Consider the following 14,521-nt stretch of genomic DNA (forward strand, 5'->3'; position numbering starts at 1 on the left):
GGAAATATGAAATTAATAGAATTTAAAGAAAATGATTTACAAAAATATATCGACTTAGCAACGAAATTCCACTCAGGTCCTGCTAGTTTTACAGATCCTGATCTTACAATTTTTGAAAGAAACTTTGATTATATCCGAAATCATGATTCAGCATTTGGCTGGTTTATTGAAGAAGATGGTTATACCTGTGGCTATTGCCTTTGTTCAATGATGTATTCAACTGAAGTTGGTGCAATGTCACTTTGGGTTGAAGAATTAAGCATTGATGATGACTTTCAAGGTAAAGGGTACGGTACCAAAGTCTTTAATGACCTAATGGTACTCTTCCCAGAAGTGAAACGCTTCCGTTTGGAAGTTGCTCCATCAAATACTTCTGCAAAAAAATTATATGAACGATTGGGATATACATATCTTGGATATGAGCAAATGATTATTGATCGTTAGAAAAAAGCAAACTTCTGTCAAGAACCAAGTAAAGTAGACAGTTAATAAAAGCAGTGCTCTTTAAGGTATGTATTCCTAAATTCAATAGGAGTCATACCTTTTAATTTTTCTTGTGGTCGATCATTGTTATACCACCCTATGTACTCATGAACTTGCTGGGTTAATGCTTGCTCGTTAGTAGGTACATTTAACTCCAAAGACTCACTTTTCAAATGCGAGAAGAAATTTTCGCAACATGCATTATCGTAGCAATTAGCCTTACGGGAGTGTGATATCGTAACTCCTAACGAATCTAATTTCTCCATGTATTGGCGATTTGTATATTGAAACCCCTGATCAGAGTGCAAGATACATTCATATGTTGAATCCCACTCCGAAGTAAATACTAAATCTAAATTATCAAATACTAGTTTATTATCATTAAATTTTGATACTGTATATGCTAGAATTGAATTATCATAAAGATCCTTAATGACGCTTATGAATAAGCGACCTTCTTTATGATAGATGTAACTGACATCAGTTACCAATTTATGTAAAGGTCGATTGGCCTTAAACTGTCTGGCAAGAACGTTGTAGTGAACGTTTCTTGCCTTTTCATTTATTTCTTTTTGCGTACAACTCTCAAATCGTTTCTTGCGTATTGGAGATTTTAGTCCTAGTATTTGCATGTAACGCAATACTGTTTTTCGATTAACGACCACTCCAAATTTTCGTTTTAGTTGATATGTAATATATCTATATCCTTTAAAAGTTTCTTTGAAGATTTCCTCTATTTTACAGGCAAGCCATTCATCCCAACATTTGTAAAGAGGTTTTCCATTTTCAAGCCAACTATAAAATGATGCTCTTGATATATTGAAGTATTGGCATAACTCACTAACTGTGTAATCAATCCTAAGTTGGTCAATTGTTGAGTACATTAGCGCTCTTCGTAATCCCGAAGGAGCGCATTTAACTTTTTTAGAATATCATTCTCCATTCTAAGATAATGATTTTGTTCTTCTAAAGACATATCATCTAACCTAATAACTTTCGGTCTTCCAGTCGCTTTTTTACCTCTCATATCAATGCCTAATGAGGAAGGATCTTCATTGTACTTCTTAATCCAACTACGAATTTGAGCGTTTGATTTAAGTTCATATTTTTTTACAAGTTGATCAAGACCACCGCTTTTTCCACTTAAATAGTCTTCAACTACTTTTATCTTGAATTCAACTGTGTATTTATTATTAATTCTCCCTGTTTTTCCCATAAGAAAAGAACCTCCTAAAATAGATTTTCCCATGCTTTTCTTCATGTGTCTATTTTAATTGGTTCTCTTCATTCGGTTTGCTTTTTATTTATATTATTTTTAGGATATCTAAAGGATTATCGAATGAATATGTAGGATGAATTATTCCTTCATCAGATATACTGCCCCACTTAGCATAAACAAAGTCAATATTTGCAGCTTTAGCAGCTAAATAATCTGCAAGAGAATCTCCTATATAAACAACGTCACTATCAATATAACCAAGTTTTTTTAAGCATTTTAATAGGGGGTCCGGATGTGGTTTATGGTTAGTCGTATCCTCTTGTAATACGCAAGTTGTCATGTAAGCATCTAATCCGGAATCAATCATATCTATTTGATACTGATCACGAGTTTTAGAGGATACAACCGCTTGAATTATTCCGCTATCCGATGTTTGTTTTAGTACTTGTATTATGCCTTCAAAGGGAACCGCACCAAATTCATATTCATTAACATACCTTACCCAACGTTCATAAGTCGTTTCTACTTCTTTAATACCGAGTTCTTCCATTACTTTAATTCCTGGATAAGAACCGAATTTGAGAACATCCTTATATTCCCAGTCTTCGTTAAGTTCTTCTTTAATAATTTTTAGTAAGGGAATCATATTCATCTCAAGTGTATTTAAAATCGTACCATCTACATCATAGATAAGTGCTTTATATTTTTTCATAAACATCCTCGATTCATCTCTCTTAATCATACCAAAAATAATATGAGACTGTAAAAAAAGACTGGCTTAGCCAGTCAATTGATTAGATTGCTTTGTTGAAAAGTTCTTGTACTTGTTTCCAGTTAACAACTTCAAACCATTCTTTGATGTAGTCTGGACGACGGTTTTGATAGTTTAGGTAGTAAGCATGTTCCCAAACGTCAAGTCCTAGAATTGGTGTATAACCATCCATAATAGGGTTGTCTTGGTTTGCTGTTGAGATTACTTCTAATTTCTTATCAGCATTAACAACTAACCATGCCCAACCTGAACCGAAACGTGTTTTGGCTGCTGCATCAAATTTTTCTTTGAAAGCATCAACTGAACCGAAGTCACGATCGATTGCTTCTTTTAATGAACCTTCAGGTGTTTGACCTTTTTCAGGTGACATGATGTTCCAGAACATTGAGTGGTTTAAATGTCCTCCACCGTTGTTACGAACTGCAACACGGATATCTTCTGGTACTTCATTAATATTGCTGATTAATTTTACAAGATCCTCGTCAGCAATTTCTGGATGTTTTTCAAGAGCTGCATTTAAATTTGTAATATATGTTTGGTGATGTTTTGTATGGTGAATCTCCATAGTTCTTGCATCAATTTGTGGTTCTAATGCATCGTATGCATAGTTTAATTCTGGTAATTTATAAGTCATTTTTACAATTCCTCCTCTATAACTAAAGTTTATCAAAGAAGTGTTTACTATGCCAATTTAATGCCTAGAAGATCTGAGTATTTGTCTACTAAATATTTCACATAGTAATTAGGGTTGAATGGTTCGCCACTTACACGTTGGAGCATTTCTTGTGCTGTGAACATACCACTATATTGGTGGATATTTTCTTTTAACCAAGCGAAGATAGGTTTCATATTTCCTTCGATAAGTAGAGTTGTAACATCAAGGTCTTTTTCCATTGCATGCATGAATTGAGCTGCATATGCAGTTCCTAGAGCATAGGTTGGGAAGTAACCGAAAGAAGCATCAGACCAATGCACATCTTGAAGTACGCCTTCACTATCTGATTCAGGAGTGATGTGTAAGAGTCTTTTCATTTCGTTTGCAAAATCAAAGTTAAGATTTTTTGTTGAAAGGTTTTCGTTAAAGAGTTTCTTTTCAATCTCATATCTGACCATGATGTGAAGCGGATAGGTAACTTCATCTGCTTCAATACGAATTGGTGAACGATCAACATAGTTGATACCTAAAATAAATTCATCAAGACTTACATTTCCTAAAACATCAGGGATGATGTTTTGGAGTTTTGGATAAAGAGGTGTCCAAAATGCTTTACTACGGCCAATCATATTTTCTAAGAATCGTGATTGGGATTCGTGCATACTCATGCTCATATTATCTGCAAGAGGATATCCTTCAAATTCAGGATTCACTTGATGGTTATAAGTTGAGTGTCCAATCTCGTGAATAATTGAAAAAATATTGGATGTAAAATCATTTTCATAATAGTGTGTTGTAATTCTTGAATCATTAATTGAGAAAGTGCTGCTGAAAGGATGTTCAGCATGGCCAACATAGCCAAAACTTTCATTGTAACCAAGGTGTTCACAAATCATTTGTGTAATCTCATCTTGTTGTTGATACGATACAAACTCAGTTAAAAATGCAGGTTTTTGACCTTGGGCAGCAATAATTGTATCGATATGAGGTACTAAATCTTTTTCTAACGTTGAGAAGAATGATTCAACATGTTCCATTCTTAATCCTTCTTCATAATCATTAAGGCATGATTCATATGGTATTAGGCCATCGTTACGATAGGTTAACATTTTCTTTTGAGTTTCTACTAATTTTTGAAGATCGGATTCAAAGATTGAGAAATCTTTGCTGTTTTTTGCTTCTTCCCAGGTTTGTTGTGCATCCGCTTTTAAGTTCTCAAATGCAACAAACTCCTTTTGAGGAATGTTTCTAATTTTGTCGAGTCCTTTGAGTTGATCTTTAACACTCAGACGAATAATATCATTTTCAGAATTTTTATTATCTTGAAGGATTTTATATGTCCCTTCACTTGTCATAATATTGAAGTATTCACCATAAAGGATACTCATTGCTTTGTTTCTATATTTAGCACCGGAACGGGGTGCGATTGTTAATGCATCATAATTCATTGTTGTGATAGCGAGGCTAAGACTGTTTAATTGATCTAATAATTCATTGTAATTCATAATATTTCTCCTTTTCTATCTCTATTTTACATTATTTATAAAATAATAAAACAAGCGTAACTATATTTTAATGGGTGGTTGAGGTATAATATTTGTACATTAAAAATATAACGACGGAGGTTTTACTATGCATTATAATGAATGTGTTGAATTACTGAACCAAAGAGGGGTCGAATTAAACGACATTGTTGATTGTGTTATATTTCTACAGAAAGATTATGTCAAAGATATTGAAACTCTTGATATCTTGCATTATGTAAACAGTGTCTTGCACAAACGAGAAGTTCAACACGCTTTACTGACAGCAATTAATATTGATATTCAAGTTGAAAAGAAACAGTTTGGTAGTAAAGCAATTGAAGAAATAATTGCTACAGATATGGGGTTGTATGGTATTGATGAAGTTTTAGCCTATGGAATCTGTAATTTATACGGATCAATCGCGCTGACTAACTATGGTTATATCGACAAGGTTAAACCAGGAATTATTGGTGTTCTTAACGAAGATCACGAGAAACAATGTAATACATTTTTAGATGATATTGTAGGAGCAATCGCTGCATCAGCAGCAAGCAAATTGGCTCATACTCAAGATTAAATAGGAAGGGGTATCGTAATGGATTCGTTAGAACTTAATATAAAAAGGCTCTTAAAGCGTTTGGATGTTGATCGTGATGGCACGTTGCTGATTCATGAAGGTGAAAATGTTCCTTCGCACTATTCAAGAAGATACCTCAATATCTTCCTAAATATTATGCCAGAAGGAACGGTCTCTATTATGGGAGATTGTGATTTCAATCAATCCATTTATTCTATTGAAGAAAGCCCGTTTTTAAATAACCAAGAACGTATTGTTCTTTCAGCAGGGAAAATGCTTCAACTGATGACCTTAAAAGATGATTGTTATTTTGTAAACCATCCTTCATTAATGATGGCGTCGATTGGTCACTATAGTCGTTTTTTTGCTAGACCGTTTGAGTTGGATTTCCCATACGGACCCGAATCCTTATTTAATGATCTGTATGACCTTGATGCTACTATCCTTATAATAGGGAAGACTCATTCGATTTACGAAGCTAAATATTCTTATGCTTCAAGTCAAATGGTTTCTATTTGCAAAAATACATGTCTTCAAGATCAAACATTAAAAAAATATCTAGATTACGATATCGATTTGGAACGTTTAACTAAACAAATATGGGAATCGCCATTGATGTTGTATGAAGAAATGGATGGACATAGAATTTACGGTATCTCATATCGAAAAATGATTGACTATCTTAGATTGCAAAATGATATTTACTAAAACACTTTCATATAGCGCATAAGCATGTATAATAGATGTGTGAACAGGGGAGCCATTAGGCTGAGATTGAATTTCAAAAACCCTTATCACCTGATCTAGATCGAGCTAGCGTAGGGAGTTCAAGGTTATTTTTCCTTGCGCCTCATATATGGAGGTGTTTTTTTATGAAAACAAAGGATCTGGTTTTAATCGCAATGTATGTTGCGTTGTATGCTGTATTGGAGTATGTATCCCGTTTTATAGGAATACTACAAATGCCACAAGGTGGAAGTGTTTCGCTAAGTGTTATTCCTTTAATACTTGCAAGTTATCATTTAGGGCTTGGTAAATCGTTAATTGTTGCAGTCCTATCATTTATTGTGAAGTTTATGATTAAAGCGCCTGTGATCATTCATCCGATTCAATTCTTGACGGATTATATTGTAGCGTTTGGAGCTTATTCGCTTTCATCACTTATTCCTTCGCCAAAAGTTGGGAAAATAGAGTTGCCTCTAGGAGTTATCGTGGCAAACTTTGTAAGATTTATGTCTCATAACATTTCAGGGTGGGTTTTCTTTTCTGAGTACTATCCAGGAAACGTCTTTAAAGGTGTCATGATATACAATGCGACGTACATGATTCCCACTACAATTTTAAGTTTTATTATTGTTATGATAATTAAACCAAGACTTCAAACACAATTTAAGTAAAACTTAATGTGATAGCAGTACTAAACTTGTGTATAATATAACATGAGATAGGAAGTGTCGCTGTGGTACCAAAAGTTGGAGAAGTCATCTATATACAAAGCTATAAACATGATGGGTCACTACATAGGACTTGGTCAAGTGGAACAGTTTTAGATGTTGATGATGAAAAAGTAGTGTTAATTACTTACAAAACATGGGTTGTTGAATCAGACGGTAGACGCTGGTTTACACGAGAACCCGCAATTTGTTTTTATTATTTCGATCGTTGGTATAACGTTATCTCAATGATTAGGAATAAAGGAGTCTACTATTATTGCAATCTTGCTTCACCTAATGTCTTTGACGGCGAAGCACTCAAGAATATTGATTATGATTTAGATGTGAAAGTGTTCCCTGACGGGAAGTGCATTCTCTTAGATGAAGATGAATTCTTAGTTCATCAAAAGAAAATGAACTATCCTTCTGAAATCATAGAGATTGTTACTGAAGAAAAAGATCGACTCATGTGGCTTGCAAAGACAAAAGGCTATCCATTTGATGATGAAATCATTCATGATTATTTCGATAAATACTTCTCAGTAAAAGAATTTAAATAAAATGACGGAAGTTGTTGACTTCCGTCATTTATCATTGTATGATAATAAGGCATTCAGGAAATAACGAATGCAACGGTCTTTGAAAACTGAACAGGAAACGTCAATTTCAAGTAAATAAAAACAAAACAAAACAAACTCGTCAGAGTTAAAAAAATGAGAAAGAATCAAATGGAGAGTTTGATCCTGGCTCAGGATGAACGCTGGCGGCGTGCCTAATACATGCAAGTCGAACGAAGTTAGAAACTAGCTTGCTAGATTCGAAACTTAGTGGCGAACGGGTGAGTAATACATAAGCAACCTGCCTCTATGCCTGGGATAACAGATGGAAACGTCTGCTAATACCGGATACGTTAATCGAAGACATCTTCGATTAATTAAAGTTGGGATACAACACAAAGAGATGGGCTTATGGCGCATTAGTTAGTTGGTGAGGTAACGGCTCACCAAGACGATGATGCGTAGCCGACCTGAGAGGGTGACCGGCCACACTGGGACTGAGACACGGCCCAGACTCCTACGGGAGGCAGCAGTAGGGAATTTTCGGCAATGGGGGAAACCCTGACCGAGCAACGCCGCGTGAGTGAAGAAGGCCTTCGGGTTGTAAAGCTCTGTTGTAAGGGAAGAACAAGTATGAGAGGGAATGCTCGTACTATGACGGTACCTTACCAGAAAGCCACGGCTAACTACGTGCCAGCAGCCGCGGTAATACGTAGGTGGCGAGCGTTATCCGGAATTATTGGGCGTAAAGGGAGCGCAGGCGGTTTATTAAGTTTATGGTGAAAGTTCGGGGCTTAACCCCGTGATGCCATAGAAACTGGTAGACTAGAGTGCAGGAGAGGTTAGTGGAATTCCATGTGTAGCGGTAAAATGCGTAGATATATGGAGGAACACCAGTGGCGAAGGCGGCTAACTGGCCTGTAACTGACGCTGAGGCTCGAAAGCGTGGGGAGCAAATAGGATTAGATACCCTAGTAGTCCACGCCGTAAACGATGGATACTAAGTGTTGGATAGAATTCAGTGCTGTAGTTAACGCAATAAGTATCCCGCCTGGGGAGTATGCGCGCAAGCGTAAAACTCAAAGGAATTGACGGGGGCCCGCACAAGCGGTGGAGTATGTGGTTTAATTCGAAGCAACGCGAAGAACCTTACCAGGTCTTGACATACCGCGCAAAAGCATAGAGATATGTAATAGTTATGGCGGATACAGGTGGTGCATGGTTGTCGTCAGCTCGTGTCGTGAGATGTTGGGTTAAGTCCCGCAACGAGCGCAACCCTTGTCTTCAGTTACCATCATTAAGTTGGGGACTCTGGAGAGACTGCCGGTGATAAACCGGAGGAAGGTGGGGATGACGTCAAATCATCATGCCCCTTATGATCTGGGCTACACACGTACTACAATGGCGTATACAGAGGGAAGCGAAGCAGTGATGTGGAGCGAATCTCAGAAAGTACGTCTCAGTTCGGATTGGAGTCTGCAACTCGACTCCATGAAGTCGGAATCGCTAGTAATCGCGGATCAGCATGCCGCGGTGAATACGTTCTCGGGCCTTGTACACACCGCCCGTCAAACCATGAGAGTTGGTAATACCCGAAGCCGGTGGCCTAACCCTGTAAAGGGAGGGAGCCGTCGAAGGTAGGACCGATGATTGGGGTTAAGTCGTAACAAGGTATCCCTACCGGAAGGTGGGGATGGATCACCTCCTTTCTAAGGAGTAATATTTTAGAAAGACGTGAAATTGACAAAATAGTTTCCTGTTTAGTTTTGAGAGGCTGTAAGCATCTCAGAAATGAATGATCTTTGAAAACTGAATAACAGAAGAGATAGATAGACATTAAAAGTTATCAACAGAATATCTTTTCGAATAGTTGTAATAACTAGATTTACATCAAGTTAAACAAACAGTAACTTAAGCAATAAAAAAATAAGCGAACACACGTTTATCAAGCGATAAACATAAAAAACTGATTTTAAATAGATCAGGCGCGAAATTACATGTGATTAAATATGTAAGGGCGTACGGTGGATGCCTAGGCACTAAGAGCTGAAGAAGGACGCGACGAACGGCGAAACGCCTCGGGAGTGGTACGTACACAACGATCCGGGGGTATCCGAATGGGGAAACCCAGTACAGGTTATGCTGTACTACACATAAGTGAATACATAGCTTATGATGAGGCAACCTTGTGAATTGAAACATCTTAGTAACAAGAGGAAAAGAAAACAAAATGTGATTCCCTGAGTAGTGGCGAGCGAAACGGGAAGAGCCCAAACCATCTTCGTGATGGGGTTGTAGGACCACAACGTGGGATTAATCAAAGTTAGTCGAATGGCATTGAAAGGCCAGTCAAAGAAGGTGCAAACCCTGTAGACGAAAGCGGCGATTACTCTAGTGGTATCCTGAGTACGGCGAGGCACGAGAAACCTTGTCGGAACCAGCCGGGACCACCCGGTAAGGCTAAATACTCCTTAGTGACCGATAGTGAACCAGTACCGTGAGGGAAAGGTGAAAAGAACCGCGGGAGCGGAGTGAAATAGAACCTGAAACCGTATGCTTACAAGAAGTCAGAGCCCGTTAATGGGTGATGGCGTGCCTTTTGTAGAATGAACCGGCGAGTTACTCATAATGTGCGAGGTTAAGTTGGAAAAGACGGAGCCGTAGCGAAAGCGAGTCTGAATAGGGCGAAATAGTACATTGTGGTAGACCCGAAACAAAGTGATCTAGCCATGACCAGGTTGAAGTTTGGGTGAAACCAAATGGAGGACCGAACCGACTGTCGTTGAAAAGCCAGCGGATGAGTTGTGGCTAGCGGAGAAATTCCAATCGAACTTTGATATAGCTGGTTCTCCCCGAAATAGCTTTAGGGCTAGCGTCAATGGAAGGCCACTGGAGGTAGAGCACTGAATGTATGATGGCCCCATCTCGGGGTACTGAATATAATCAAACTCCGAATGCCAGTGGATGGTAGTTGGCAGTCAGACTGTGGGTGATAAGGTCCATAGTCGAAAGGGAAACAGCCCAGATCGCCAGTTAAGGTCCCAAAATTCATACTAAGTGGAAAAGGATGTGGGGATGCACAGACAACTAGGAGGTTGGCTCAGAAGCAGCCATCCTTTAAAGAGTGCGTAACAGCTCACTAGTCGAGTGACCCTGCGCCGAAAATTTACCGGGGCTAAGTATGATACCGAAACTGCGGATTTGCATTAAATGCAAGTGGTAGGGGAGCGTTCTATACAGCGTTGAAGATGTACCGTAAGGAGCGTTGGAGCGTATAGAAGTGAGAATGCCGGTGTGAGTAGCGAAATGTCAGTGAGAATCTGACACACCGATTGCCTAAGGGTTCCAGGGGAAGGCTCGTCCTCCCTGGGTAAGTCGGGACCTAAGATGAGGCTGAAAAGCGTAGTCGATGGACAACAGGTTGATATTCCTGTACCCGATATATGAGTGAAGGAATGACAGAGAAGGCTAAGTTTTGCCAGCGACTGGAAGTGCTGGTTTAAGCGAAGGAGCAGTAAGATAGGCAAATCCGTCTTACAATGCAAAGGCGTAATGAGGAGCGAACCCGTGAGGAAGTAGCGAAGGAACCGATGCCAGCTCTCAAGAAAAGTTTCTAGCGTTAATCATATATTGGCCCGTACCAAAACCGACACAGGTAGGCAAGGAGAGAATCCTGAGGTGAGCGAGAGAACTGTTGCCAAGGAACTCGGCAAAATGACCCCGTAACTTCGGGAGAAGGGGTGCTCTTGTAAAAGGGAGCCGCAGTGAAGAGGCCCAAGCGACTGTTTAACTAAAACATAGCTCTCTGCGAAGTCGCAAGACGAAGTATAGGGGGTGACGCCTGCCCGGTGCTGGAAGGTTAAGGGGATGTGTTAGATTTCGATCGAAGCATTGAACTGAAGCCCCAGTGAACGGCGGCCGTAACTATAACGGTCCTAAGGTAGCGAAATTCCTTGTCGGGTAAGTTCCGACCCGCACGAAAGGCGTAACGATTTGGGCGCTGTCTCGGCAGCAGACTCGGTGAAATCTTAGTACCGGTAAAGATGCCGGTTACCCGCAACTAGACGGAAAGACCCCATGGAGCTTTACTGTAGCTTGATATTGAATTTTGATCCTACATGTACAGGATAGGTGGGAGACAATGAAGCATGCACGCTAGTGTATGTGGAGTCGCCATTGGGATACCACTCTTGTATGATTGAAATTCTAACCGCGGTCCGTGATCCGGATCCGGGAGAGTGTCAGGTGGGCAGTTTGACTGGGGCGGTCGCCTCCTAAAGAGTAACGGAGGCGCCCAAAGGTACCCTCAGATTGGTTGGAAATCAATCGACGAGCGTAAAGGCAGAAGGGTGCTTGACTGCGAGACCTACAAGTCGAGCAGGGACGAAAGTCGGGCTTAGTGATCCGGCGGTTCCGCGTGGAAGGGCCGTCGCTTAACGGATAAAAGCTACCCTGGGGATAACAGGCTGATCTCGCCCAAGAGTTCACATCGACGGCGAGGTTTGGCACCTCGATGTCGGCTCATCGCATCCTGGAGCTGAATTAGGTTCCAAGGGTTGGGCTGTCCGCCCATTAAAGCGGTACGCGAGCTGGGTTCAGAACGTCGTGAGACAGTTCGGTCCCTATCTGTTGTGGGCGTAGGAAATTTGAGGAGCGCTGTCCCTAGTACGAGAGGACCGGGATGGACATACCGCTGGTGTACCAGTTGTTCTGCCAAGAGCATCGCTGGGTAGCTAAGTATGGACTGGATAAGCGCTGAAAGCATCTAAGCACGAAGCCAACTCCAAGATGAGATTTCCCATACGTAAGTAGTAAGACCCCTGAGAGACGATCAGGTTGATAGGTCAGAGGTGGAAGCATAGTGATATGTGTAGCTGACTGATACTAATAGGTCGAGGTTTTAATCACACAAAGACAACATTCGAAAAGATATCGAAATTTCTGTTATTCAGTTTTGAGAGATTATCTCTCAGCAATGCCAGGATCTGGTGATTCTAGCGAAGTGGTCACACCTGTTCCCATCTCGAACACAGAAGTTAAGCACTTTAGCGGCGACAATATCTAGCCCAGCGCTAGTGAAGATAGCTCATTGCCAGGTAATTAGACATCCTTATGGATGTCTTTTTTTATGTCTTCTTGTAAATTTATAAGATAAAACCTGTTTTCTATCAATTAGAGAACTGTAATGTATGAATTGATAGCTGATTCACATGTTTATATTAAATTGTTGCGATTGTTTAATGCATGATACGTATAATCTTGGTATAATAATGGAGTAGTGAAAGTTTATAATTGAAATATTAATGGCAACATTGAGTTTCAAATGTAGGAGGAAATTTAATGATAGAAGTCAAAAACTTGAGGAAAGTATTTGATAATGGCTTTGAAGCGCTCAAGAGTGTAAACTTTGAAATTGAAAAAGGAGACTTAGTATGTCTTCTTGGACCTTCAGGATGTGGTAAAACTACTATTCTGAACCTGATTGCTGGATTATTAGATCCAACCGATGGAGATATATTGTTTAATGGGGAAACTGTTGTCGATAAACACCCTAAAGACCGTGATATTGGTTTTGTATTCCAAAACTATGCATTGTATCCACATATGACAGTATTAGAGAACGTTATGTTCCCATTAAGAGTTGGTAGCAAGAAAATACCTAAAGAGGAAGCAGAAGTCATTGCCCGTAAGTTTATGGCTCTTACAAGTATTGAAGAACTTGAAAATAAAAAACCAGGTACGATGTCTGGAGGACAACAACAACGTGTTGCGATTACACGTGCTTTAGTACAAAATCCAAATGTCTTATTACTGGATGAACCACTCAGTAATCTTGACGCACGTCTTCGTTTGAAAATTCGTGAAGAAATTCGTCGTCTCGTAAAAGAAGTTGGAATTACAACTATCTTTGTTACCCATGACCAAGAAGAAGCATTATCCATTAGTGATAAAATTGTTCTTATGGATCAAGGTGTAATTCAACAACATGATATACCACAAAATTTATATTTAGAACCTAAAAATTTATTCGTAGCTAAGTTTATTGGTAACCCAGTTATTAATATTATTCCAGTTGAAGTGAAGAATGGAAAAATTGTTGCGGATTCATTCGAATTTGATAGAACAAATCTAGTAGCAGATCGTTTTAAAGGTGAAATGCCAGATGGTCATTACCAAATTGGGATTCGTCCTGAGGATGTTCTAATTAATAGTGAAAGCCCATTGTTCTCTGTCAATACAGAAACAGTTGAACTAATTGGCCGTGAACGTATTTTAAACTTTAGTTTAAATGAACTTCATGCAAAATCAATTGTTCCTATTGAAGAACAAATCGATGAAGGAGATACAATTTCATGTAGTTTTAACTACTCCCGTATGTTTATCTTTGATGAAAATGGCGAGAGGGTTTACTAATGAAACGCTTCCACAAGTACAGTGCTGAAAATCAACCTAAAGCATGGCTTTATTTAATGCCAGCAATGATTATTGTAACTATGTTTACAATCTATCCGTTGTTCCGCTCTTTTTGGTTGTCTTTTCAAAAAGGTAGTTTACTAAGACTGTCATTTACTGGATTAGATAACTATAAAACTGTATTAACCGATCCTGTATTTCACACAGCAATGAAGAATACTTCAATTTATGCCTTTATTGTTGTTCCTATTGCATTGATTATATCGTTAGTCATTTCATGGCTTATTTTTGAAAAAATTAAACATAAAAATTTCTTCGAAACAACATTCTTTATTCCTTATGTTACAAGTACATTAGCAATTGGGATTGTGTTTAGATATTTGTTTAATGGTGATTATGGTATTATTAACCACTTGTTATCTTTTTTTGGAATACCAGGTGTTAACTGGCTTAATAGCACTTCAACAAGTGTAACAACACTAATTATCTTTGGTGTTTGGTCAGGACTTGCCTTCAACATCATTATTCTGTTAGCAGGATTAAGAAATATTAATCCTGAATACTATAAAGTTGCGGATATGTTTGGCGCTACAAAATGGGAACAATTTAAAAAGATTACCATGCCACAACTCATCCCAACAGTTACGTTCTTATTAACTGTAAACTTTATTGGTGCCTTTAAAGTATACTCGCAAGTTTATGCTTTATTTGGAGGAACTGCAGGTGTAGCGAATAGTGCTTCAACCGCAGTATTCTATATTTATGATAAGTTCCATGTTGCTGGACGTCCTGGTATCGCGATGGCTGCAACAGTAATCCTCTTCGTAGTGATTCTTATCTTTACATTCATTCAAAATAAATTGATAAAGAAAGTTGAGAATTAAC

Annotated in this window: 12 protein-coding genes, 3 rRNA genes and 1 riboswitch; of the genes, 10 read left to right on the plus strand and 5 right to left on the minus strand. The window is 38.8% G+C overall.

Features of this window, described 5'->3' with window-relative positions:
• Positions 1–6 precede the first annotated feature (6 nt).
• Positions 7–444, plus strand: coding sequence for a GNAT family N-acetyltransferase (locus H9L01_RS06660; RefSeq protein ID WP_187533188.1), 438 nt, complete (start codon positions 7–9; stop codon positions 442–444).
• A gap of 41 nt (positions 445–485) precedes the next feature.
• Here the strand turns inward: H9L01_RS06660 and H9L01_RS06665 are convergent, their stop codons facing one another.
• The 5 genes from H9L01_RS06665 to H9L01_RS06685 form a co-directional block, all read right to left on the minus strand.
• Positions 486–1,367, minus strand: coding sequence for an IS3 family transposase (locus tag H9L01_RS06665; protein ID WP_187533189.1), 882 nt, complete (start codon positions 1,365–1,367; stop codon positions 486–488).
• Entirely contained in the window at positions 1,367–1,744 is a 378-nt protein-coding gene (locus tag H9L01_RS06670; RefSeq protein ID WP_223151008.1) for a helix-turn-helix domain-containing protein, read from the minus strand. Before H9L01_RS06670 ends, H9L01_RS06665 begins: the two co-directional genes overlap by 1 nt.
• A gap of 43 nt (positions 1,745–1,787) precedes the next feature.
• Positions 1,788–2,414, minus strand: coding sequence for an HAD family hydrolase (locus H9L01_RS06675; protein ID WP_187533190.1), 627 nt, complete (start codon positions 2,412–2,414; stop codon positions 1,788–1,790).
• An 82-nt stretch (positions 2,415–2,496) separates the two neighbouring features.
• Entirely contained in the window at positions 2,497–3,108 is a 612-nt protein-coding gene (locus H9L01_RS06680; protein WP_187533191.1) for a superoxide dismutase, read from the minus strand.
• A 47-nt stretch (positions 3,109–3,155) separates the two neighbouring features.
• The gene (locus tag H9L01_RS06685) at positions 3,156–4,634 is read right to left on the minus strand and encodes a carboxypeptidase M32 (protein ID WP_187533192.1); all 1,479 of its coding nucleotides are present in this window, start codon (positions 4,632–4,634) and stop codon (positions 3,156–3,158) included.
• Positions 4,635–4,761: 127 nt separating this feature from the next.
• Here H9L01_RS06685 and H9L01_RS06690 point away from each other — a divergent pair, with 127 nt between their 5' ends.
• From H9L01_RS06690 to H9L01_RS06730, 9 genes are all read left to right on the plus strand, one after another.
• Entirely contained in the window at positions 4,762–5,232 is a 471-nt protein-coding gene (locus tag H9L01_RS06690) for a phosphatidylglycerophosphatase A family protein (RefSeq protein ID WP_187533193.1), read from the plus strand.
• A gap of 18 nt (positions 5,233–5,250) precedes the next feature.
• Positions 5,251–5,940 (plus strand): AAC(3) family N-acetyltransferase, encoded by a 690-nt coding sequence (locus H9L01_RS06695; RefSeq protein WP_187533194.1) that lies wholly within the window; start codon positions 5,251–5,253, stop codon positions 5,938–5,940.
• A gap of 35 nt (positions 5,941–5,975) precedes the next feature.
• Positions 5,976–6,074, plus strand: a riboswitch (TPP riboswitch).
• A 30-nt stretch (positions 6,075–6,104) separates the two neighbouring features.
• Positions 6,105–6,629, plus strand: a complete 525-nt coding sequence (locus H9L01_RS06700; RefSeq protein ID WP_187533195.1) for an energy-coupled thiamine transporter ThiT — start codon at positions 6,105–6,107, stop codon at positions 6,627–6,629.
• Positions 6,630–6,691: 62 nt separating this feature from the next.
• Positions 6,692–7,225 carry a DUF402 domain-containing protein gene (locus H9L01_RS06705; protein ID WP_187533196.1) on the plus strand — a complete coding sequence of 178 codons (534 nt, stop codon included), beginning with the start codon at positions 6,692–6,694 and terminating at the stop codon, positions 7,223–7,225.
• Between the two features lie 165 nt (positions 7,226–7,390).
• A 16S ribosomal RNA gene (locus H9L01_RS06710) occupies positions 7,391–8,931 on the plus strand.
• Positions 8,932–9,223: 292 nt separating this feature from the next.
• A 23S ribosomal RNA gene (locus H9L01_RS06715) occupies positions 9,224–12,130 on the plus strand.
• Positions 12,131–12,206: 76 nt separating this feature from the next.
• Positions 12,207–12,320 (plus strand): 5S ribosomal RNA (gene rrf / locus H9L01_RS06720).
• Together the 16S, 23S and 5S rRNA genes form the textbook arrangement of a ribosomal RNA operon.
• A 242-nt stretch (positions 12,321–12,562) precedes the next feature.
• Positions 12,563–13,636 carry an ABC transporter ATP-binding protein gene (locus H9L01_RS06725; protein WP_187533197.1) on the plus strand — a complete coding sequence of 358 codons (1,074 nt, stop codon included), beginning with the start codon at positions 12,563–12,565 and terminating at the stop codon, positions 13,634–13,636.
• On the plus strand, positions 13,636–14,520 hold the full coding sequence (locus tag H9L01_RS06730; protein WP_187533198.1) for a carbohydrate ABC transporter permease: 885 nt from the start codon (positions 13,636–13,638) through the stop codon (positions 14,518–14,520). The genes H9L01_RS06725 and H9L01_RS06730 overlap by 1 nt, the downstream gene beginning before the upstream one ends.
• The last annotated feature ends 1 nt before the right edge of the window (position 14,521 follow it).

Origin of the sequence: Erysipelothrix inopinata, from assembly GCF_014396165.1 — a bacterium.
Classification (GTDB): domain Bacteria; phylum Bacillota_I; class Bacilli_A; order Erysipelotrichales; family Erysipelotrichaceae; genus Erysipelothrix; species Erysipelothrix inopinata.